The organism is Leptospira harrisiae, assembly GCF_002811945.1.
GTDB classification, from domain to species: Bacteria; Spirochaetota; Leptospiria; order Leptospirales; family Leptospiraceae; genus Leptospira_A; species Leptospira_A harrisiae.
Genome location: NZ_NPDX01000001.1, coordinates 827,089 through 850,759, shown reverse-complemented (window position 1 = coordinate 850,759; position 23,671 = coordinate 827,089). Strand labels below are relative to the sequence as shown.

Sequence of the window (23,671 nt, the reverse complement as noted above, 5' to 3'; positions counted from 1 at the left end):
ACTAAGAGGGATTGGCAAAAGAAGGCCATGCGACTGGGAAATGCGGCCTCAATTTGCTTAAAATGTACGCAGAATGTTGAATTGGAAATTAATTGCCTAAAGAAAGGGGAAGGATTTGAAACTAGTTAGCAAGTAAGTCTTGCCTGTGAAAAAGGAAAGTGGCTTACTTTAGTGCGTCAGTTTCTCTAGAAAGCAAGTTTCTAAGCCTTGTGCGTGAAAAAAGTAAGGCACTTACTTTAGCGCCTCAGTTACCTTGGAAAGCGGGTTTAAATTATTTCAATTCCTCGTCCGAAATTTCTAACTCCCTTTGGAGAAAATCGGTAAGATCCATGGAACGGTAGTGATCGCGATCTCCATCACACTGCCGTCCGCCAGGAACTGCAAGTGTACGGCCAGCAATAGTAATCGGCTTTAGAAATAAATTCCCTGTTAAAGGACAGTTAGGCCCTGGAGAAAGTCCATTAAAAGCGCAAGTGGCCCCCTTTACAACATCGGCAGGTATTTCTTCTGCTTTTCCATTTGGATAAAACGCAGGATAAGGGCCTTCATTGTACCAACGAGAATACATTTTTCCCCAAATTGGAGCGGCAACTCCTGCGGCAGTGACACCTTTTCCAAGAGAGAGAGAAGATTTATCAAACCCCATCCAAACAATGGATGTGTATTTTGGGTCAAAACCTGCATACCAAACATTCGTATAAGAAGAAGTGGATCCTGTTTTTCCACCGGACTCACCCTTATAATTTCCTTTGTCTGCTGCTCGAAGTGCTTGTGTTGGTGTTCCACCCATCGCAACCCCAATTAACATCTGCTTAATGATATAAGCTGTGGATTCAGGGATGATTTGAATGGATCCATTTTTTGCTTCTTCAGCCAGTGTTTCCTGAACTTCTTTTTCTTTATTATAAACAACAGAACCACTTTGATTTAGCACATAGCGAACACTAAACGGGATTACATCTTTTCCTTTGTTTGCTAAAATGGAATACCCCAACGCCATTTCGTAAGGAGTGAGCTCGGCCACACCAAGTGCAAGGGCAGGACCAGTCGGAAATCTCGATTTATTTGCTTTAGTGACTTTGGATGCAAAATCAATGACTGCATCGGTTCCTGTTCTCATAAGTACCTGAACAGAAACAATATTTAATGATAGAGATAATGCACGAGAAAGTGGAACCATTCCTCTGAAATCACCTGAAATATCTTGAGGTGAATAACCTTCTCCTTCTTCGGTGATTGTAGTGAGAGGTGCATCCATAATTCCAGTGCCAGAACCAACTGCTCTGTTTTGTATTGCTGCTGCATAAACAAATGGTTTGAATGCGGAACCTGTTTGGCGTCGCGCTTGCATGGCTCGGTTAAATTGATTCTTCGGTGAAAACCTGGATCCACCCACCATAGTTTGGATATAACCTGTTTGGTGGTCGATTGTGATTATTGCACCTTCTACGTGTAAGTTGGAAGAAAACACAAGAGATGATCTTTGAAATTCTTTTACTGCAGAACTTTCGTTTTCAGAAGGAATGAAATCGGTCAAAAGTTCTAATGCAGGGGCCATTTCTTTTTCTAAGTGAAGTCGAAATACTTGTCTATCATCCAAACTAGTTACGTAAGGAACTCCCACTGGGAAAATAGAACCGAATAAATTATACAAAGAAACTAAGCCTCTGTCAGCCCTACCTACATAACGAAAGTTTGCACCAAAAGCATATTTATCTTGTTCGATGAGTCCCTTTCTAAGTTCTTCTTCAGCAATCTCTTGTTTTCTAACATCAAGAGTTGTGTATACTCGGAGACCACCAGTATACAATGCCTCTTCCCCTAATTCCTTCTCCAAAATTTGACGTACCCACTCAGTAAAGTAAGGAGCTCTATTGAGTTTTGCCCCCCATGTAGAGCGAGATGGTGATTGAGTGATGACAACAGGCCAATATCTTTCCCAAAATTCATCGTGGATTTTTTGAACTTGGTCTTTTGGAATAAAACCATTTTTAGCCATAAGTCCCAAAACCACCATATGGGCTTGTTTTGCTTCTTTCGGATTCTTGAACGGAGAATAGGTTACGGGTGCTTTCGGAAGTCTCGCTAACATTGCCGCTTCTGCAATGCTTAAATCTCTTACATCTTTCTGGAAATACACATTGGCTGCGGAGGAAAGACCTGTCGTTCCATGGCCTAAATAAATTAAATTAAAATAAATTTCTAAGATTTCTTCTTTGGTATACTCTTGTTCAATTTGTAAAGTGAGAAGTGCTTCTAAAAACTTTCGACCAAATGTCTTTTTCCTTTGTTGTAAAATCGTCTTTGCTAACTGTTGGGTAAGAGTGGACCCACCTTGCACAATCCTTCCAGCAAATACGTTTTTAATTGCTGCACGAACAATGGCTAAAAAATCGATTCCAAAGTGATTGAAAAAGTTATCATCTTCCACTGACAAAAATGCATGAATGACATGAGGAGGTATATCGCTGTATTTTAATAATTCTTGTTTGTGGCGATAAAGTTCAGCGAACAAAACACCATTCGAATCATAAAGTTTCGTAGGAGTTGTTGGCTGGTATGATGCCAACTTTTGTAACTCCTTTCCTTTATTTACCTCAGAAAGAATGTATCCAAAAAAGAATCCGCCGAGTAGTGCAATACTAAAGAAAGTTGTGATAGTGATTCGAAGTGTTTTTTCTTTGTTCATGGTATTATAGGTGGAAGCGTAATCCTTCCCTTGCTAAATGAATTTTTAATTTTTTTTCGCCTAATTGCTCTTTATGGAGTTTGGCATCATTATAAATTTCGTAAATTTTTTCATCTGAGTAACTTGGCTCATGGTGGGTGAGCACTAAGTTTTTAACTCTCCAAGATGTTGCACAGTTCACAGACATTGTATATGCAGTATGTCCCCAATCAAACTTAGAAAAAGATTCATCTAATGTGTATTGAGTATCGAGTATGAGTAGATCGGCATCAGCAAAAAAAGGATAACTCTCATGGATTAAATCCATGTCTGCTCCAGTAAACTCAGCATCCGTAGCAAATATAAATATTTTACCGGCTCTATTCGTAAACTTATAAGCAAACGAACCTCCTGGATGTTTTAAAGGATAACATTCTACCTTCATCCCAGAACCAAACTCCAAAACATCTCCCGGAAAGAATAATTTGAAATCTTTTGCAGAGCCTGTTCCATCCAAGGGAACTGGAAAGAACTCTGGCTCTTGTTGTTTTTGCAAACGCGATTCCAAATCGGAATAAGGAGAATAAAAATTCAAAAGAAAATCAGGGAAATAAATGGGTTTAAAAAAAGGAAGTCCCTGGATATGGTCCCAGTGCGTATGTGTGATAAAGAAAGAGACTGTCCTTTTTAACTTATTGGAAAAGTATTCAGAAACAAGTTCGTCCCCCAAATTCCTAAGTCCAGTCCCCATATCCAAAACAAAAATTTCTCCATCATCGTCTGTGACAGAAACGCAGGTTGTGTCCGATCCCGTGACAAATTTGAGATGGTAGGGAAGGTCTTGCCAAAATTCATCTGCCGAAACGCCAGCCCCCGATTGCCGATAGAGGTCTAGAATATCGATAATTTTTTTGCGGTAGTCTTGGTTTCGGAGGGGACTCGCTATGGAGCCGCGGACTCCGTAGAGTTGCACAATCACTTCCTCGATGCTAGGAAATCGACTTTCCTTGTCACTCAAGATTTGCGACCTTGAATTTATGGCCTCTCGTTACCCAGGATATGAACTCCGATTTGGACCCTCAATGGTTCCCGTTGTACGCACTCTCATCATCATCAACGCAGTATTATTCCTTCTGCAGATGATAACGAAACTGGCTTTCCATTCTCCCATTTTGGAACTTTACTTCGGCCTCACCCCGGAACTGGTTTTCTCCGGTTGGATTTGGCAGCTCCTAAGTTATGCCTTCCTCCACGGGAGTTTTCTACACATTCTTTTTAATATGCTGAGCCTTTGGATGTTTGGTTCAGAACTTGCGGAAATCTGGGGTGAACGTGCTTTTTTAAAATTTTATCTTTTCACAGCATTCCTGGGAGGGGTTGGCACAGTGGTTGCCCATTTTTTTGGCATCCCCCAGGGTCTTGTGGTAGGGGCAAGTGCGAGTATCTATGGTTTACTCGTTGCCTATGCAATGACTTGGCCGAACCGCGAACTTCTAGTTTTTCTGATTTTTCCCATGAGAGCCAAATACTTTGTGATGATAGTGATGCTCATGGTACTTTTTGCCCAAGGGGAAAGGGTGGCGCATTTTGCGCATTTAGGCGGAGCCATTGGAGGATTTTTCTTAATGAAAGTTTACACTGGCTGGAAAAAGAAAGTGAGTTCCCTTCCGACTTGGTCTCTTTCTCGTTACTTACAAAAACGTAGATTTATGCGATACCAAGAGGAAATGGCAAAAAGGGAAAATGCAAAAACAAAGGTGGACGAACTTTTAGAAAAAATTTCCAAAAATGGGATGGATTCCCTCTCCCGTAGTGAAAGAAAATTTTTAAACGAAGCTTCACAGAAATACTTCAACGAGTGAATTCTAAAGTTTTCTTTTTCCCGGAAATTCCACCCCGGTCACCTTACTATAATTTGGCGATTGAAGAGGCTATAGCTTTAAAATTGGTTTCCGAAGGTATTACGGCTGGAGTTCGGCTTTGGAAAAATCCAGATTCCATCATTTTAGGTCTCTCAGAAAACCCATTTCGTAACATTAAGGAAGAAGTCGTGGTTCGGTATGAAACCGTTGCCCGGAGCATTGGTTTTCATAAAAAACCTAAACCTAATTTTTGTTATATTGCAAGAAGGGCCTCTGGTGGCGGAACTGTCTTCCATTCTCTTACAGGAAATATCAATTATTCACTTTATTTCAATTTAGATATGAGAAAGGATCTTTTCCCTGTTAAAGATTCCTATGATATCCTGCTTGGGATTGTGGCAAAATCTTTGGGAAAACAAAACATTCAATGTTTTCCAAAGGGAAAATCTGATTTGGTTTTAGAAAAAAATGGAATTTTTAAAAAAATTTCAGGCAACGCACAATTTCGAAAACGGAATTGTATTGTCCAACATGGGACACTCATTTTAGAAGACCAATTAATTGAACGTGTGGCAGAAGTCCTCCACCACCCTCCCGAAGAACCCGAGTATCGCAAAGAAAGAGGGCACAAAGATTTTCTCACATCTCTACCTGATTTTTTTTCAGAAAATATTTGGGCGAAGGATCTCATTCGAGAAGTTTTTTCTTATTTAGGAGAACCAGGGCCGGAAACACCTGAAGATTTTTCAAAAATTTCCTTCTTTGGCCCCGACTTTTCTACTTTTCGGAAACACGTGCTCCAAGAATCTGAATCTATTCGCAAGAAGAAATACCAAAATCCAGAATATACACTTCACAGAGAAATTCCCACATGAGTTATTTAGAAAAACAAGATCCAGAAGTTTACGCCGCATTAAAAAAAGAAGATGAACGCCAAGAACATTCCCTAGAGATGATTGCTAGTGAAAACTTTGTTTCGCGTCCTGTGCTCGAAGCTTACCACTCTACTCTCACTAACAAATATGCAGAAGGATACCCTGGAAAACGTTACTACAACGGTTGCGAAAATGCGGACAAAATAGAACAACTTGCGATTGAACGTGCAAAAAAAATGTTTGGTGCAGAATATGCAAATGTGCAACCACATAGCGGTGCGCAGGCGAATATGGCAGTATTTCTTGCAACTCTAGAACCTGGTGACAGTTTCCTTGGAATGAATTTAGCCCATGGTGGTCACCTAACACATGGTAGTGCAGTCAATATCAGTGGAAAATATTTTAAGCCAATTCCTTATGGTGTAGATGAAAAAACAGAAACAATTAATTACGATGAAGTAGCAAAACTTGCCAAAGAACACAAACCAAAACTAATCGTTGTTGGTGCATCAGCTTACCCGAGAACCATTGATTTTAACAAGTTCCGCGAAATTGCAGATGGAATTGGTGCTAAAATCATGGCTGATATTGCACATATCTCAGGCCTTGTGGTTGCCGGCGAACACCCAAGTCCTATCGGTGTCTGTGATTTCGTCACAACCACCACCCACAAAACATTACGTGGACCAAGAGGCGGACTCATCCTTTCCTCGGCAGAACATGAAAAGATTTTAAACTCACGAGTGTTTCCTGGAATCCAAGGGGGACCACTCATGCACGTGATTGCTGCAAAAGCTGTTGCCTTCGGAGAAGCTTTACAACCTGATTTCAAAACTTATATCAAACAAGTAGTAAAGAACGCAAAAGTCCTTGCAGATACATTCCAAAAACGGGGTTTTCGTGTGGTTTCTGGTGGAACGGACAACCATATCGTTCTTCTGGATGTATCCGTCAAAGGACTCACAGGAAATGATGCGGCAAATGGACTCGATCATGTGGGAGTGACTGTTAATAAAAACGCCATTCCATTCGATAAAAATCCCCCAGCAGTGGCATCAGGAATTCGACTCGGAACACCTGCGCTTACCACTCGTGGTCTAAAAGAAAAAGAAATCGAAGCTGTTGGAAATCTAATCTGTGATTATCTAGATCATTTTGGTGATTCTACTTGGGAATCAAAAGTAAAAGCAGGAGTCAAAGAAATCACTTCGGCTTTCCCTATGACAAACTTCCGATTAGAAAACTAACTCTCGCTAAATGATAAAACCTCTCTCCGTTCCGAATATTCATTGGAAAGCGGATCGGGGAAGGTTCTTTCCAAAATTTCCACTTCATTTTTACCATAAAATAAAATCGTAGAAGCACGGGTTCCGTATCCAGGAACACGAATCCGTATGGATGATAAATACCTTTCGCGTTCGAGACCAATTCCGGTGTCGGGAAGGAGTGAATCTTCCTTCACTAGATCCGCATCAGAGAGTAATCGAAAAAACTCTAAAGTGACACGGGAAAGCCAATTTCCATCCATAGGAATAGAATCAAACACTTGTTCCACGTTTGCTTTTAGTTTTGCAGTTTTTGGCCATACGGTATTCCAACTTGCATTACTCACTGAATGAAATCCTGGTTCCAATTCTAAAACGTGTAACGGATCTCCTCCGATATAATTTGCATCTTTGCCATCATATACAAATAAATTGAATCCTTCATATTCACTTGCATTGGAAAAAACTTCTTCCCGATAACTTCGAGAAGTGAGTTCTTTGTTTGATTGTAAAAAATCTAATACAAGTTTGCCTCTTGATTTAGGATGGGGGTGCGGCGACTTTCGTAAATTTCTTACATTGGTGAGAAAGGAAACCTTTCCGGAAGAATTGGCCCCGAGCCAAGTCCCCCCTGCTTTTAAATCTTTTCCAGCAATGATGTTTGGACTCGAATCCCATAAGTGGAGAGTCTCCGTTGGCCTTTCAAAAAACTCATCCCTGTTGGAAACAACGACAAGCGGGTAATCCGGATGTACCTTATATGCAATTACAACTAAGCACATGTATTGTAAAAAGACTAAAAAATATGGCAAAAGAAAGCGAAAAACCTGGGAAATATTTAGATTGAACGCCGAAAACCATATTAAATCATGATTTGCAGTACGATATGAAAGCATTGGAAGCAATAAAAGCCGTCTCAATTTTCCAGGAATCCGTTCTGGATTGGCATAAAAAAGAAGCCCCTCATCCGAACCCTTACCCAGAAGGGAGTCTCGAATCCACTCTTTATCAAAAAAACCACATCGATACCATCCAATGGCATATTGAAGATGAAATCCGTAGGCCCGACATCGCTTTGGAAGATGTTGTGGCCCTCAAACGAAAGATCGATAAACTAAACCAAGATAGAACAGATATGGTGGAAAAACTAGATGATTTTGTGATAGATATGTTTCGTTCCATCACTCCGAAACCAGACGCTAGGTTAAACTCCGAATCGCCAGCTTGGTTACTCGATCGAATGAGTATTTTGGAACTCAAGATCTACCATATGGAAGAACAAGTTTCTAGAAAAGATTCCTCTGCCACGAAAGAACACATTGCTAAATGCCAAGCCAAACTAGATGTTCTCCTAGACCAAAGGGAAGATCTTAAAAAATGTTTGGATGAACTTTTTTCCGACTACTCAGAAGGAACCAAAAGAGTAAAAGTTTATCGTCAAATGAAGATGTACAATGATCAAAATTTAAATCCGTCATTGTATAAGAATCAAAAATGACAAACCTTTTGGTATTACGATTTTCGGCGATGGGAGATGTGGCTTTGATGACACCAGCCCTCATCGCCATAGCAGCTAAATACGCTAATATCCAACTGACAGTTGTTACAAGAGGAAACTTCGCACCTTTTTTCTACAATATCCCCAATCTTAATGTTTTAGGAATCAATCTAAAAAAATACAAAGGAATTTTAGGTCTCTGGAGGATGTATCGTGACATCGCCAAACTGGGACCATTCGGTCATGTGATCGATTTGCACGGGTCAGTCCGCTCTAGATTTATTGCCTTTTTATTTCGTAGCCAAGGTGTTCCCTATTCCAAAATCATTAAAGGTCGAAGGGAAAAACTAGCACAAACAAGACGTTATAATAAAAAATTAAACCAACTTCCTCATACAGTAGAACGTTATTTAAATGTTTTTCGAAAAGCAGGATTTGATGCACCTATTCGAAAGGGCCCATGGTTAAATGTTGATGGGGAATCAAAAGTGTATGCTCGAGATTTTTTTAAGTCCATAGGTATCGACAAAAAAGAAGGACAGTGGTTTGGATTTGCACCATTTGCGGGACATGTGCTCAAAGAATGGAGTTTTGAAAAATGCAAACGTCTTGTCGAAGTTTTGTTAGATGAATTCCCAGATTGTAATGTATTTTTGTTTGGTGGAAAAGACGAAACAAAAGAATTAGAAATCCTTCGAAACCACCAAACACGTGCTCATATCGTCCAAGGTGGAAATTTAGGAATCCGTGGGGAACTTGGGATTATGGATAGGTTAGATGTTATGATTGGGATGGATAGTTCCAACGTTCATATCGCTGCCCTTCTCAAAAAACCTGTGATTGGAATATATGGAACCACACATCCGCTTTCTGGATTTGGTCCTTTTGCCCAGGAAGATTCTGGAGTTTTACAAGTGGATTTACCTTGTCGCCCTTGTTCCATTTATGGAAATACCAAATGTTGGCGTGGAGACCATGCCTGTATGGAACTCATTGACCCACTTGATGTTGTTAGACGAATTCGACTCATTCAAAATGTAAATACACTTTGGTAATTTAGGTTTATCTCTACTCAGTAAAGATCTTGGAGGTTTGGATGTTTTCTCGAACGAATGTTTTTCAATCTCCTAAATTTTTTAAAATCAAAAACCTTTTTTTATTTCTAGTTTTTTTCTTATTTGGAAATTCCTCCCAACTTTGGTCAGAAGATTTTTCTTCTGAATTCCAACCGGTGATTCTTCCCTCACCTAACAAAGCAGATTATGAAGAACAAATTAAGTGCCAAGATTTGTATTGTAAAAAAGTTTCTTATACTGAGGATGGCGCTTACCTAGATGAAGTTTGGTTAGAACTAGGCAAAAACAGTGGTAAGGTGGTAGTCGACTTATTAGACCACCCCCTCTCTCTCAGTGAATCGAAAATGGATGGTATTACTGAATATTTGCGAGAAATTGCCAAACGAGATGGTCATGTGAGTTTAGAGCCATTTTATATTGCGACGCGCGGATTTGGATTCACCGATGTCCCTATCGTTAAGGATCTTTTTGGGCTCAGTTATAATATTTACAAACGAATCCGTTCGGTATTAAAATTTGGAAGGATGGGGCATTACAATGCGAAAGTACTTTACCATCCAACTACTGGCAAAGTTTTACAGGTATTTTTCTTTCACAAAAATTTTGGGAATTTATGTAATACAGTTTATTCAACATGTGATCGGATTGAATACATTGACGACGCTCTTTTTGACAAACAATTATCCCTGAGGTTAAGTGAAACTAACATTAAGAGAATCGAGATTAGTTTCAAACAAACTCCGGCAATCCTTCCCCAAATGAAACTTGATATTGGGAACCTACTGGATACTAATCGTTCGGCAAGACTTTACAAATGGTTAATCATCACAAAAAAAACAGAAACCAAAACTGTGACTCGCGAACGTTTTCTTGGTGCCGAACTTGCCATCAAAGTTTTAGATTATACCCTCAGCGCCTACGAAATTGTAGAAGCAGTGCAACTCTATATACCAGCTCGCGCCAAACAAGCAGAAGTTGTCTATGAAGATACAGAGGAAGGTCGGATGTTACGATCTGTGATTTTTTATCCAGTTGTGGACAAAGAATGAACTAAGATATAATATCTAGTTTTGTTTTTCTGATTTTTATCATCACCACAAAAAACACACAAACAATTCCAGCTGATTCAGGAAACAACACCGTAGTCATATTCCACTCAGCAAGTGCGGCCAATGCCAAAAAATTACGAAACAAAAAGATAACAATCCCTGTAATGAGAGATCGTAACTCAAGAGAAATAAAACTTGTCATTGCATAAAGTCAAAAAACAAATCAAAGATATTTGATTTTTTCACTTTACCTTTCATTGCTTCGATTACTTTGGAATACACTTCTTCCATTGTATCAACGCATTTTTCCATTTCATGCCCTGATGCAATTTGAATGGAATTCTTAGAAAACTTAGCGTACTCATCTGGATTACGAATAATTTCTAAAGCACCTTGCGCAATTCCTTTGGCATCAAATGACTTGGCAATGTATCCGTTTTCGCCATGCCGTATCAGTTCTGGCAAAGCAAAAGCATCTACACCAACGGCTGGAAGTCCACAAGCTATTGCTTCTAAAACTACAAGTCCTTGGGTTTCCATCGTTGAGGCAGTCAAAAAAACATCATACTTGGGATACTCTTCATGTAATACAGCATTAGGAATAAAACCTTTAAAGCTGACAGCGTCTTGAATCCCTAAATGTTCGGCTTGTCTTTGCAAAGAAGGTATAGCGGGACCTTCTCCAATGATAGTGAGTGTTGCTTTTGGGTAATATTCATGAATGGTTTTAAAAGCATTGAGCACAACATCACAATTTTTTTCATAAGAAATTCGACCCACATGCAAAAATTTGGGCGCATCACCACTAGAATAAATTTTTGGAGTTCCTTGGAATCGTTTTAAATCCATTCCATTGGAAACTACAGTAATGGGGCGAGTGATTCCATATTCAATCAGCTGTTCTTTAATGAGATGGCTTGGCGATATCACCACATCACATCTGTTATATATATCGTTACAAATCTTTAAGATTATTTTTTTGCGAATATTAAAATTATCAAATTTTACAATTTTGTCCAACTCATCAATATTTAGTTTTTTCTTAAACTTATTGGCTTTAAAAAAAAGTTTATCGAGTTTAAACAATCGATAAAAAGAAACATACATTTCTTGTTCCGCCATCAAAGTGTGATATGTTCCTATAGTGGGAATCCCAAACCTTTCTGCTGCATTGACAGCATAAAGCCCGAGCAGCCCAGGTGTATGAATGTGGATTAGATCCGGCTTAAAATCTTCAATAACTCGTTTGATTTTGCCAGGCGAAGGCAAAACTACCTTGATATCGGGATAACTAGGTAAATATCCAGAGCGAAATCGAACCACTTGGATTTTGTCCGTCATACGTTCAAAGTCCCCATCCCCATATTTAGGGGCACAAATACAAAATTCATGGCCTCGCAAAGCTAAAAGTTCAGAAAAATTCTTAATGGAAACTGCGACTCCGTCGGTTTTCGGCAAAAAAGTATCGGAAAAATATAAGACTCGCAACTGTTACCTCTTTACAAATTGGAGAAAAGCATTAGTCTCATCCAAAGTTATGCTTTACCGAATCTATCGATCGTTTCTCGCTTTGTCCATCATTTCCTGTGCCCTTTCGGTTTCCCTCAGCCAACTTTTTTTACTCCTATCTTTTGTTTTTTTCCTCTTCCTACCCGAAAAACCAAAATTCAAAAGCCATTTAGTCAAAATTCTATTTTTATTTTATGTCTGGCAAATTGTAACCGTTTTGTATCATTTCGCAGGTTCAGGTTTTGATTTCAATTCCATCAAACATGCGTTTCGTGATGAAATGAAAGATATCTTTCTTGTGACTGCATTTATTTCTGTTCAAGGAATAAAACCGGAAGATAAACAATTCCTATACAAAACTTTTTTTATTTTTGCTCTAATGGTGGTAATAACAGGTTTTGCCTCTATCTTTTCAATGACAAGACTCTCGAGGTTAATATCAGACCTTTACAAAACTTCTACTTCTTGGCCTTACCAACACCATTATGGAAAAATCACTAACATCAATATTTATCTGCCCATTGGACTGATGAACACCCATCTTACCTTTGGAGGTTTACTTGCTTTTATTTTCCCAGGATTTGTCTTTCGATTATATGATTCATTATATAAAAAAGAATCGATTCCTAAAATTTCTATCAACGCCACATTACTTTTATTAGTATCAGTTGTTTTTTTATTCAACAATGCAAGATCTTCACTTCTCGGAGCATTGGTCAGCACGATATTCGGTATTTATATTCTTGTTTTTATAGATAAAGATATCTCAAAAAAAATGTTAAAACGGATCGGTGTTTTCATACTTTTAGTATTCATTTTTGTTTTTGTCGGATACAAAACAACTAATGCAGTCAAACGAGTAGTAGATCCATTATTTGGTGGTGAAAAACATACAGACTCAGGAAGAACTTTTATTTGGGACTCTACATTTCCATTGATCGAAAATAATCCAATTTTTGGAATAGGATCAGGGAACTACCAAAAAGAAATCGAAATTTCAAGAAAAGAGAAGGAAAAAGAAAATAAGGAACTTAGCTTTTTTTATGAAGTAACCCAAAGAGGTCATGCACATAATGATTATTTCCATTTAACTGCTGTCTTTGGAGGCCCACAGGGTATCCTCTATCTTATGTTATTTGGAGTCATTCTATACACTCTCCTCAATGGGAACATTCCTAAAAAAATTCGCTTTATGACTTATGGACTTGTTGGATTTTTCTTTTCTGGACTTTTACAATGTTATTTCCAAGATGATGAAGTTTTAATTGTATTTTACTTTTTGCTCGGATACCTCAATCTGTATGCCGAGTTAGAAAAAACGACAACCGAATTAAGGATAGAAGGATAAATCAATGGCACCAAAAAAACTCTCTCCCCAAGGTGAATGGTTTGTAGATGCAAATGGACGAAAAGTAATTTTACGCGGTATAAATTTAGGCGGAGATACCAAGGTACCCTTTCCGAATGGAGGAACACAATTTCCCACCGATTTTTCCGACCACAAAGAAGTTAGTTTTATCGGAAGACCCTTTCCTCTTTCTGAAGCGAATGTCCACTTTACGAGGCTCAAACGATGGGGATTTAACGTAATACGTTTATTAACTACATGGGAAGCAGTCGAACACAAAGGTCCGAATGAGTATGACGAAGCCTACTTAGATTACTTTACAGAAATCGTTCGTTTGGCTGGTGAAAATGGTTTTTATGTTTTTATTGATTTTCACCAAGATGTTTGGTCAAGGATGACAGGAGGCGATGGTGCCCCTGGTTGGATTTTTGAAACCTTAGGAATTGATTATCGCAAACTTTCAGAAGCAGATGCAGCAATTGTTATGCAAAGAGCTTACGACTACTCAAGACCTGGAATCCGTCAGGAAGAAAATTACCCTACTATGTGCTGGTCACAAAACTATCGTTATGCTGGTAATGCCATCCTCTGGACTTTGTTTTTTGGTGGAAAAGATTTTGCACCCAACTTCCTCATCAATGGAAAAAATGTTCAGGATTATTTGCAAGGTCACTATTTGGGATGTATGAAACAGATAGCAGAACGAGTCAAAGGTTTTGACTTTGTTTTAGGTTTTGATTCTTTGAACGAACCCGGAAAAGGGTTTATTGGTCGGGCCATGAATGATCGTGGCCTAAAAAATACAGAAGTAGACCCGGCAAAACCAGGACTTGGTTGGTCACCCATTGATGCTTTATTCTCATCTCATGGTCATTCGATTGATTTGCCTTACCTTACGCTCAAAGTTTGGAAAGGTGGATTTGTCCCCACTAAAACAGTCACAGTCAATCAAAACAAAGTCTCTATCTGGTTACCAAATTCACCTGGAGATCCATTTCAATTAGAAGGCGCATATACCATAACAAAAGACGGAACACCCTTTATTGAAAAAAATGATTATTTCCAAAAAGTAAATGGAAGGACCATTGATTTTGATGCGGATTACCTAATTCCTTTTATGCGCACTGTTGGTGAAACCATTCAGGAAATTAGAAATGATTGGATGGTTTTTATCGAAAGAGAAGCCTCTGATGCATTCACTCATCCACACTTAAATGGAGAAACGCCTAAACTTGCTGTGAATGCTGCCCATTGGTATGACATCCTTACACTTCTATTCAAAACATTTTTATACCCCATAGCCATTGACACGCTCACCAAACGACCAGTATTCGGAAAATCTGGAATAGAAGCTATGTATGTTCGCCAACTCACAAGAATCAAAAATACAGCGGACTCAGTGCCAGGAAAAATTCCAAGTCTCATTGGTGAGTTCGGAATCCCTTTTGACTTACAAGGTGGAAAAGCATACAGAGAATGGAAAAAAGGAAACCATTCTCCGAAAATTTGGAAACGTCATGTAATGGCCCTCGATGCCATGTACAATGCAATGGATCAACTTTTTTTATCTAATACGTTATGGAACTACACCGCTTCTAATGAAAATGATTTAATGGTCGGTGATGGTTGGAACCAAGAAGACCTCAGCATCTTTTCAAAAGACCAAATCATTCCTGGATCCGATCCTGATGTCTATGGTGGCGGGGGGAGAGCTATCGAAGGTTTTTGTCGTCCTTACGCTGCCTTTACCCAAGGTATCCCAATCAAAATGAAATACAATTTAGAAAATCGAGAATTTCATTTCGAATGGGTATCAGATATTTCCATCCAAGAACCATGTCTTATCAAAGTTCCAAGGTTTGTTTATCCTAACGGAGTACAGATCGTACTTTCCAACGCAGAAAAAATTTCTGAAACAGAAGGTGAATTAACAGTCAAAGGAAATGGAGGGAAGTCTACTCTCATCCTAAAACCACTATGATCGATTTACAATCTTTACTTCAAAAATATCCTTGGGAAGACAAATGGAAAAATCTAGCAAAACCTATGGATTATCTTTGGGAAATTGACCTTCCCGTTACGAGAGAAGAAATGTGGCCTCACCTCATTGACACTTCTTCACTCAATAAAAGAATGGGAATGCCTCGATTTGATTATAAAGAAATAAATGGAAAACTGATCGGCAAAACCAAAGTGGCAGGTTTTTCATTTGAATGGGAAGAAGTTCCATGGGAATGGGAATACCTCAAAGAAATTTTCCATGCAAGGATTTATACAAAAGGGTTTGGCCATTACATTAGAGGAAAAATATTTTTAGAACCTTTGGGGGAATCAAGAAGCAGAGTTTATGTTTATTTTGGGTGGATTCCAAGAAACTTTTTTATGCGCAAACTTTTAGAATTTGTTATGCCTAAAATGGGAGAAGATTTTCGCAAAACATTAAATGAAATTGCAGAAGAAGTCAAAAAAGGAAAACAACAAAAAACAATCAAACAAGGAAAAGAATCTACGTTCACACCTGATGCCCAATGGATTCACAAAGAAAAACTAGATCAAGAAAAGGAAAAATTGATCCAACTTGGTATCACAAATGATACAGTCACTTCAGTATTTGATTGGATTAAATCCGCATCCGATAACGACTTATATAGAATTCGCATAAAAGAAGTTAGTCTAAAATTAGATTTAGACCCAGATGAAGTATTGTTTCTTTTTTTACACGGCTGTCGATTAGGTTTGTTTACTCTTAGTTGGGACATCGTTTGTCCGCATTGTCGTGGAGCAAGAACATCACTATCAAAACTCAGCGACATTCCTTCCAAAGACCAATGTGATGTATGTGAAATTGATTTTGATACGACTGGTGTCAACTCCATCGAAGTAACTTTCCATCTCCACCCAGGAATCAGGATTGTCGAAAAACAGATGTACTGTGCTGCAGAGCCTGCAACAAAACAACATATACTTCTAACTAAAAAAATTGGAGGAAAAAAATCCTATTCTTCCAGCCTTCTAATTGGTTCGGGTATTTTTAGGCTTAGAAAAAAAGGAGATAAAAAATATCGTTTAGTTGATATCAAACCGAATAACCAACAAACAGATATTTTATGGCTCTCCGAAACGAAGGAAGAAGAAATTAAAGTTTCACCTCGACCTAATCTCGTTTTTGAAAACGAATCAGACGAAGACATTACTATAGTTTTAGAAGAAAGAAGCGAGGACCAAACAAGTTTAAGACCTTCAGAAATTTTTAACTACCAAGAATTCCGAGACCTTTTTTCAGAAGAAGCCATTGCCACGAATCTTCAACTAGACATTGGAATCAAAACTATCCTTTTCACAGATATCGTAGGTTCCACAAAATTCTATGAATCGGAAGGCGATCATGGCGCCTTTTTGCAAGTAAGAGAACATTTTATCAAAACAAACCAAATCATCCAAAACTTCAGAGGAGTGGTTGTTAAAACCATTGGTGATGCAGTTATGGCGAGTTTCTCAAGCCCCTTACAAGCACTAAAGGCTGCAAAAGAAATGCAAGAATGGTTTCATCCTGAAAACAAACATACACCTGTTAGAATACGAATTTCAATCCATTCAGGAAACTGTTTGGCCGTAAACCTAAACAGTAACATTGACTATTTTGGAAACACTGTCAACTACACAGCAAAACTCCAAACCGTCACCAATTCGGGAGAAATTTCCTTTAGTGAAACTATCTTTCGAGATCGAGACATTCGCGAATACTTACGGGCAGGCGAAATCAAATTGCGAAAAACGGAATTCCCTCTCCCCTGGGCGGACCGAACCGACTTTGTTTATATTTGGAAAGTATAAACAAAGTCGGCGCCTCGCATTGGTTTGGTGCAATAAATTCCTTAGTCCAATCGACCGCGCTTTCCGCTACAATCTTTCGCCAAGCGAAAGGATTTTCGCTTCAATCGCTGGCGCAAAGATTTTGAGATAATGAGAATTATTTAGAATCGGGAGGAACCAAGTAAAGTTCGAATCCGTTTCGGATTTGTGGTTTTACAGGATCTTCAAGAACAATTGAAAGAGACTTTGCATTATCCGAATCGCCAAAATTTCTATCTCCTATTGTAAGAAACAAACGATGTTCATTCGAGGCCGGAAAATAGCTTACAGAACAATTGAAATATTCTATTGCAAAGGTTAGTCTTTCGCAATTGTTTTGGTCACAGAATTGTTCATAAAACCATTTACTATTTTTTATGTGAATTTTTCCTTCTCCAATAATTAAATATTCTTCCTTTGTTCTCGCAGGACCTCCTTGAAGAACACTAATTGTTCCCATCTTATCAATATAATAATTGAGTGAAGCTTCACTAAAATTCGGACTAGTCCATTTTGTATTTTTGAAAACTTGATCAATAGCATTAGAATTCGCATTTCTCAACAAAATAAAACAAGCTAACTCATCTTTTTTCGTGATACATCTTACTTTTTTAGCAGAATTTTCAACCTTTGCATTTTCGAAACAACCTGCTTCCAGATCTAGGTAAAAGGGGTCTTCATCATTTATTGTAAGTTCTTGTTTTTTACAAAAAGCTAAATTTAAAAAAAATGATAAAAATAAAAATATAATCCTAAACTTCATCTTAGTCTCCAACTCTAATTTGTGGTCGTAATTCATAAAATTCAGATCTAGTTAAATAAGTAGATTCCTCTGAACTTTCTAGTGTTTTAGAAATTCTTTCGTTTATTGATTTCTTTGATAATTTTTGTTTCTCTAAATTCTTTTCCAATTCTTTTCTTAAAATCTTATTTGTCTCTGATCGAATCCAACGATTATCAATACCTTTGCCACCACGTGATTCTGCAATTTGGTATTCAAAGACCCCTAGCTCTGGATTGAATCGTTTGTCCGTTATCATATATACATGATCTGATTTCACTGCGGAGACCTTACTATTAGATAAATTTTCATTTGCTCTTGTGATTCCAATGAGACCAACATTCAGCTCTTTTGATTTAAAATTAGCAATGTGATCAGATAAGTTTTTACTCGTGGTGAGGCGATCAGATACCAAGGTCATAAAACTTGAGGATTGGCGAAAGTATTCCACCCCGTTATAATGCACATTTCGATTGTCATATTCTAAATCCATATTTTTAATTTCATCCGGCATTTGGTATACATCTGTATTTAAATTTGCAAAACTCCCGTTCGTGGTGATTCCAGATGCATTGAGAACCGCTCCAATAAATCGGATACAATCTAATCCATCCACTGATCGAAACCCATTCGCATCTACAGGATTTACAGCAGATACCACTTCTTTTCCATCAATTAATTTGTATCGTTCATACGAAATTTTCCCTTTCAGAGATTCCGCTAAGAGTTTAGCCACATTTACCGCATGTTCGGTGACAAGTTCCTTGGTAGAGAGGTCAACATTTTTGGAAGCTTCGGAAATTTCTTTCCCTAATCGTCTCAAATAGGACGCATTTGTTTCTTTTTTTGTATCTTGTTTTAGATTGATTCCTGCTAGAGCCTCAGTAGATGGAACATAAATCGTCTTTTCTGGTTCGAATGGAAACTGAGAATTACCTTCTCTCAATCTTATGTATTCATTTAGTTCTTTTTCAATACTCTTTGGAATGGGAACATCTTTACCACCACGGAGTTTTTTTAACTTCGCTTCGATCTCTGTGGTATCCGAACCCATTTTACGCAGTTCATAAAGTTTTTTTTCTGTATCAAGGCGAGAGTCTTTTGAATAGTCGTCGATCAAACTTGTTTCAATTTTTTTAATTTGTTCGCTTTGTGTTTTTTGGTTTGTCTCAGAATTGGAATTATATTTGTCGCTGGTATTTTTATCTGAGGAAAAACCAATCGCAAACTTAGAAATCGCATCCCAAATACGAGTGACTCCTCCCTTAAATGGATTTGTAAAATTCCCAAAGAAAGATTTATCGTTTGAACTTTCAAAAGTTAAAGATTCTGATTCAGATCCAATGGAAATGGGATCCACTAAACTTTCGCTCAATCGGTTTCGGATTCCCATTCCTAAACTAAGTCCACCTAATAATAAAGTTCCCATGGTACCTGCTGCTGTTGCAAAATCAGAAAAAAAATCAGAATCACTTTCCTGCAATGAAACAGTATCTTTATCGCCCGTATCACTGGCATCTTGAGCGACATTAATATTTTGTTCAGCAAAATTCATTTCTTGCAATTCGAAGCCATCCTCCGAATTAGTTCCCAAAGTTATCCCTTGTAACTCTGATGAGGTGGAAATACCATATCTATCAATCGAAGATGTTAAACCAAGTTTTGAGTTTGGGTCTATATAACCAATACTTCCACTCAAGCCCCCTCCGTTCAGATCATACATCATAGAAAAATTCCAATCATTTCTTGGTCCTTCACCAGTGGGATTGTAGTTCAATCCTACATTGGCAGCACCATTGGTTGTTACATCTGCTGATAATTGCACCCCTCCACCCAATGACTTAGAAGCTTGGACGGAAGTATTTCCCATCTCAGAAAAACTCAGACTGATATTACTAATTGAATTCCCGATTCCCAAAGAACCTCCCCAACCATTTTTTTCTGAATAGGTAATTCCTACCCCAGGGATCATTCCTTTCAAAAATCCAGACTGTATTTTCCCCATACCTTGAGATATACCACCGAGTACACCATTAGCGAAGCCTGCCACTGCTCCTTTTGGACCTTCATGACTTCCCGCAATTGTTTGTATAAAAGTAGAAGCAACCGCTTGTCCTACTTGTGTTGTTGCTGGCAAAAATCCATTAGAAATACTACTCACTGCCTTACCAATTGATGAAAGTGCTGAATTAACCCCTGTTAACATTCCACTTGCACCCAAAGTAATCGCTATGGAAGCAGCATTTACCACTGTTTGCCTCACGGCATTCGACTTTGCTTTTTTATCAGTTTTTTGTTTTTGATAAGACGAATAGGAAGAATCAACAAGTTGCCCAATCACACTTTCATCAATTCCCATTGATTTTGCGATTTCTTTAGCGAGTGCTTTTTTCCCAAGTTCTTCAACTACTGCTTTTGAATCCCGTAGATTCAGATATTGGCTCTGGTATTTGGTCCAACTCGCCTGCATTCCGAATGCTTGCAAAGTATATCCAAAACTGGCACTAGTAGATGCGCTGTGATTTACATCTCCTGCGTTGATGATTTCATTTGTATCTTCCATAATGGATTGAATTTCATCTTCAGGAAGTCCGACAGCCACAATGGCAGTTTTAAGCATTCCACCAAACGCACCAACTATCTGCGATCCCATATCAAAAATTGGATTTTTTGCCATCTTCTTATTTGCTTTTTTAGCTTTCCGTTGACTGTATTTATCACCTAATATTTTCGAGATCGCTTCCGCAGGTATACCCGTACCTCGAGAAATTTCCATAGCAATTCCATTCTTAATTAACAGTTGTTCGTTGTCACTAATCTCTTCTAAACTTTTGCCTGACCCAGCAATTTGATCATTCAGTTCATTATACTTCCGCTCCCCAACTGCTAACTTTGTAATTGCCATTATAGGTGCTTGTATCATATTTAATGTAACGGTTGAAAGGCCTAACGTTACTGCGTCGGCAGCCTTCAGGGTAGTTGAAACTGTTTTAGCTACTATCTTTTCCATGGCTTGAATCGGATTCTCTATAGAGATATATTGATCGCGCGATTTAATTTTTCTCGCTGTTCTCCTCCCCCTCATAAAATCGATCACCATCGATGCAGTTTGAATATCAGATTCACTTCCACCGGTGGCATTGATCCATGCCTTCGCCAATTCGCTATTAATTGCCGAATCAAGTTTCCCCTTCAAAGATGCTCTCATACCTGAAGCACCTCCAGTAAAATAAGCAATTGCCAATTCTTGCACTAAAGAATCTGCACTTTCTTGGGATTCTTTTCTTATAAAAAATAATTCGCGATTCCGATTATTTACATCTTGGATGGAATTAATATTTGAAGTGATATATTTTTTATCATTTTTTAGAGAGTCAGCTAAAAAGGATTGGGCTATATCGGCTTTCTTTTGAAAAAGTGTCGCCCAATCTTCATCCCTCCATGTAGTAAAAAAACTATTCCCATTAGGAACATTTATTTTCCCAATGGAGCTTAATTGAATCTGACGAATTTCTTCTGTTTTTCCTGCATTGTATTGTCCTTCTTCATTTTTACCAGCAAGTAATCCGTTATAAATTTCTTTTTTTAAAGTAAGGACACCGTTTTTACGATCAATGGTCGTATCATATTCTTTCTTTAATAAATTTTTACACAAATCTGCGCTAGGATTTTCGTAACAGGAACCAAACCGACTTTGTTCTTCCTCAGTTAGTTGTGAACCGTCATAGGAACCTAACAAAATTAGTTCTTCTTTAGTTAACTCACGCCCACCTAACGAATCAAAATTTAGAGAATATGCCATTTGATTGATGAGTTTTGTTTGTTCTGAGCTTTGAAGTTCTTCCAAGTCACGATTCATTTGGACAAGAGATGCATATTGACCTACGCCAGTGATGGTTCTTTGGAATTCAGACAACAATCCAGACCCGCCAATTTGAATTCCCCCTATTGATTCCTCAAAATTTGCTAAAGAGTGATATTCTAAAGCTTTTGCATCCAGAAATTCTTCTTTTTTAACTTGGGGAGTCCAAACAGAAATCACAGGAGGAGGATTCGTAGTTGTTTCACCTGCTTGGTATAATTCCGTCCAAGTTTTTAATCCAAGATGTTTTTCATCTTCTAGACGTTGTAACCATTCCTCCTTAGAACGTTCTATTTCTAAACGATTTGCTTCAAATTTTGAAGCTGCTTCAAGAACCAGATTGTTTCTATTTTCCTTCCAGTCTTCATAACGATCAGAATATTCTTTTACTTTTGATTCCCAATGAGACACAGCAGGGAGTAATTTTTTTTGGAAATGATCTGATTGTCCATCTAACTGAGAATAGTTGTCTTTCCAATACAAAGAAGACTGGGAAGAATTCTCATCATACATTTCATAAAGAAGCGCATACCCAATCGCTCCCATTTGAAAACTGATTGTTCCTGGAGTAAAAATAGTTATAAACCGATCCCCAGTCCAATACCCGTATTTCCCTTTTCCATCTAACAATAAGTTACCGTGAGTATATGTTGCCCCATCAAAAGGAATATAAAAATCCCCGATTTTTTGATTGTTAATAAAATGGTAAGCGTCAGTATATAAATTGGCCGAAACTAAGGATTGCACCCGTCTCCCACTACCTAGCTTATTATTAATAATTGAGATAAGCCGCTCGGTATCAGAATGGTGAATTGACTGGAAAATTCCCTGCATTTCTGGGTCAAAAACTTGTCCAAACGTCCCCACTTCACCACTTCCGCCAGTCAACCAATTTTCATATTTATAACCAGAAGAAAGATCATGATAGGTCTGATTCCGAAGCCTCCACTCAGCTCCAACCAAATCAAAACTTGACTTTGATTGATTTAACTGAATCTGGAAACCAGTTTGGTATGTATAAATCTGATCTTTGAATACCGTATATTCCGAGAATGCTTTGTTGGATTCATCTGATAAAAAATCTCTAATCTTTGTCGATATAGAAGTTAAAAGTGAATCTGGATCAATCTCAGATTGACTTAACTGAAGAGAAAGTTCCCCAATGAATGTTGAAAATAACTTTCCGGCATCATTAAAACTTCCATCAAAATTTTTATATTGGCAACCTGTCGAAACAGAACATGAGGAATCCAAACCTGTTTTTAATTGAGTTACAATTTCATGTAAGGCAACCTTAACGGTATCCTTATATGAATTAATAGCATTTAGATTTTCAGAAAATTTATTTTCAGTCTCAGACAATGATTGGATATAGTTTTGGTAATCGCTTTCCAGTTGTGAAATTGAATTCGCAAAAGAATCCAATCCTTCTTGCCGGGTTTGGTCCCACTGAAACTCCCATTCTTTAGCAGATTCCAAAATTTGATTTCTGTTTTCAGTCGCTGACAATTCTTCAGCAGTATAATCCTCATACAAAGACTTTTGACCAATTCGATAAAAATACAAAGCATCTACTTTCCCAGTTTCTAATTTATCTAAAAAAGCGTTACGATTATCAAAATAATCATCAATCAAATCTCTTTCCCAAGCAGAATACAAAATGGAAATTTCAGTAAAGAGTGAACGCCTCCTCTCATCCAGATAACCATCATTTGATACAAAGGCATCCTCTCCATTTTCCTGTGATAAAATTTGTTCCACAATTTTGTCTGCATTTTCCTGCCACTGACTCATCGATAAATACAAAACTTCGTGGACCCTAGATTCCCATTCATCAAGTGAATTGGTGAAATATAGATTTCCATAAAACTCAGAATAGTCAGAGGATTGATAAACTGGTGGGTTCCAAGTTTCTGAAATACTTTGACTATATACATTACAAGTGAAAGAGAGAAAACCAAGCGAAAAGATAATAAAAAAATAAAAGGAGGATTTTGAATTCATAGAGAACCTCAGTTCTCTTAGG

Annotated in this window: 16 protein-coding genes; 9 read left to right on the top strand and 7 right to left on the bottom strand. The window is 38.0% G+C overall.

The window, feature by feature from the left end:
* Window positions 1–271 precede the first annotated feature (271 nt).
* Both CH364_RS03915 and CH364_RS03910 read right to left on the bottom strand, forming a co-directional pair.
* Window positions 272–2,689 (bottom strand): penicillin-binding protein 1A, encoded by a 2,418-nt coding sequence (locus CH364_RS03915; protein WP_100742295.1) that lies wholly within the window; start codon window positions 2,687–2,689, stop codon window positions 272–274.
* A gap of 4 nt (window positions 2,690–2,693) precedes the next feature.
* Window positions 2,694–3,647, bottom strand: a complete 954-nt coding sequence (locus CH364_RS03910; RefSeq protein WP_207762236.1) for an MBL fold metallo-hydrolase — start codon at window positions 3,645–3,647, stop codon at window positions 2,694–2,696.
* 58 nt (window positions 3,648–3,705) lie between these two features.
* Between CH364_RS03910 and CH364_RS03905 the strand changes: the two genes are divergently transcribed.
* The 3 genes from CH364_RS03905 to glyA are packed head-to-tail and all read left to right on the top strand — an operon-like array spanning window position 3,706 to window position 6,652.
* Entirely contained in the window at window positions 3,706–4,530 is an 825-nt protein-coding gene (locus tag CH364_RS03905) for a rhomboid family intramembrane serine protease (RefSeq protein ID WP_100743390.1), read from the top strand.
* Window positions 4,527–5,405 carry a lipoate--protein ligase family protein gene (locus tag CH364_RS03900; RefSeq protein ID WP_100742294.1) on the top strand — a complete coding sequence of 293 codons (879 nt, stop codon included), beginning with the start codon at window positions 4,527–4,529 and terminating at the stop codon, window positions 5,403–5,405. The genes CH364_RS03905 and CH364_RS03900 overlap by 4 nt, the downstream gene beginning before the upstream one ends.
* Complete coding sequence (glyA, locus tag CH364_RS03895) at window positions 5,402–6,652, top strand: serine hydroxymethyltransferase (RefSeq protein WP_100742293.1); 1,251 nt, start codon at window positions 5,402–5,404, stop codon at window positions 6,650–6,652. The genes CH364_RS03900 and glyA overlap by 4 nt, the downstream gene beginning before the upstream one ends.
* Here glyA and CH364_RS03890 read toward each other — a convergent pair.
* On the bottom strand, window positions 6,649–7,452 hold the full coding sequence (locus CH364_RS03890) for an NRDE family protein (RefSeq protein ID WP_100743389.1): 804 nt from the start codon (window positions 7,450–7,452) through the stop codon (window positions 6,649–6,651). The genes glyA and CH364_RS03890 overlap by 4 nt on opposite strands.
* Window positions 7,453–7,556: 104 nt before the next feature.
* On the opposite strand from CH364_RS03890, the gene CH364_RS03885 reads away from it, so the two are divergent.
* The 3 genes from CH364_RS03885 to CH364_RS03875 are packed head-to-tail and all read left to right on the top strand — an operon-like array spanning window position 7,557 to window position 10,293.
* On the top strand, window positions 7,557–8,168 hold the full coding sequence (locus CH364_RS03885; RefSeq protein ID WP_100742292.1) for a DUF4254 domain-containing protein: 612 nt from the start codon (window positions 7,557–7,559) through the stop codon (window positions 8,166–8,168).
* Window positions 8,165–9,223, top strand: a complete 1,059-nt coding sequence (locus CH364_RS03880) for a glycosyltransferase family 9 protein (RefSeq protein ID WP_100742291.1) — start codon at window positions 8,165–8,167, stop codon at window positions 9,221–9,223. Before CH364_RS03885 ends, CH364_RS03880 begins: the two co-directional genes overlap by 4 nt.
* A 41-nt stretch (window positions 9,224–9,264) precedes the next feature.
* Window positions 9,265–10,293 (top strand): hypothetical protein, encoded by a 1,029-nt coding sequence (locus CH364_RS03875; protein WP_100742290.1) that lies wholly within the window; start codon window positions 9,265–9,267, stop codon window positions 10,291–10,293.
* A 1-nt stretch (window position 10,294) separates the two neighbouring features.
* On the opposite strand, the gene CH364_RS03870 is transcribed toward CH364_RS03875, so the two are convergent.
* Window positions 10,295–10,495 carry a hypothetical protein gene (locus CH364_RS03870; RefSeq protein ID WP_100742289.1) on the bottom strand — a complete coding sequence of 67 codons (201 nt, stop codon included), beginning with the start codon at window positions 10,493–10,495 and terminating at the stop codon, window positions 10,295–10,297.
* Window positions 10,492–11,781, bottom strand: coding sequence for a glycosyltransferase (locus CH364_RS03865; protein ID WP_100742288.1), 1,290 nt, complete (start codon window positions 11,779–11,781; stop codon window positions 10,492–10,494). Before CH364_RS03865 ends, CH364_RS03870 begins: the two co-directional genes overlap by 4 nt.
* A gap of 49 nt (window positions 11,782–11,830) precedes the next feature.
* Here CH364_RS03865 and CH364_RS03860 point away from each other — a divergent pair, with 49 nt between their 5' ends.
* The 3 genes from CH364_RS03860 to CH364_RS03850 are packed head-to-tail and all read left to right on the top strand — an operon-like array spanning window position 11,831 to window position 16,984.
* Entirely contained in the window at window positions 11,831–13,150 is a 1,320-nt protein-coding gene (locus CH364_RS03860) for an O-antigen ligase family protein (RefSeq protein ID WP_100742287.1), read from the top strand.
* Between the two features lie 4 nt (window positions 13,151–13,154).
* On the top strand, window positions 13,155–15,131 hold the full coding sequence (locus CH364_RS03855; protein WP_100742286.1) for a glycoside hydrolase family 5 protein: 1,977 nt from the start codon (window positions 13,155–13,157) through the stop codon (window positions 15,129–15,131).
* A complete protein-coding gene (locus CH364_RS03850) occupies window positions 15,128–16,984 on the top strand; it encodes an adenylate/guanylate cyclase domain-containing protein (protein WP_100742285.1) in 1,857 nt (618 codons plus the stop codon). The genes CH364_RS03855 and CH364_RS03850 overlap by 4 nt, the downstream gene beginning before the upstream one ends.
* A gap of 136 nt (window positions 16,985–17,120) precedes the next feature.
* Here CH364_RS03850 and CH364_RS03845 read toward each other — a convergent pair whose 3' ends face one another.
* Together CH364_RS03845 and CH364_RS03840 are read right to left on the bottom strand one after the other, a co-directional pair.
* Window positions 17,121–17,765, bottom strand: a complete 645-nt coding sequence (locus CH364_RS03845) for a hypothetical protein (RefSeq protein WP_100742284.1) — start codon at window positions 17,763–17,765, stop codon at window positions 17,121–17,123.
* A gap of 1 nt (window position 17,766) precedes the next feature.
* Window positions 17,767–23,649 carry a TIGR04388 family protein gene (locus tag CH364_RS03840; RefSeq protein WP_100742283.1) on the bottom strand — a complete coding sequence of 1,961 codons (5,883 nt, stop codon included), beginning with the start codon at window positions 23,647–23,649 and terminating at the stop codon, window positions 17,767–17,769.
* Between the last annotated feature and the right edge of the window lie 22 nt (window positions 23,650–23,671).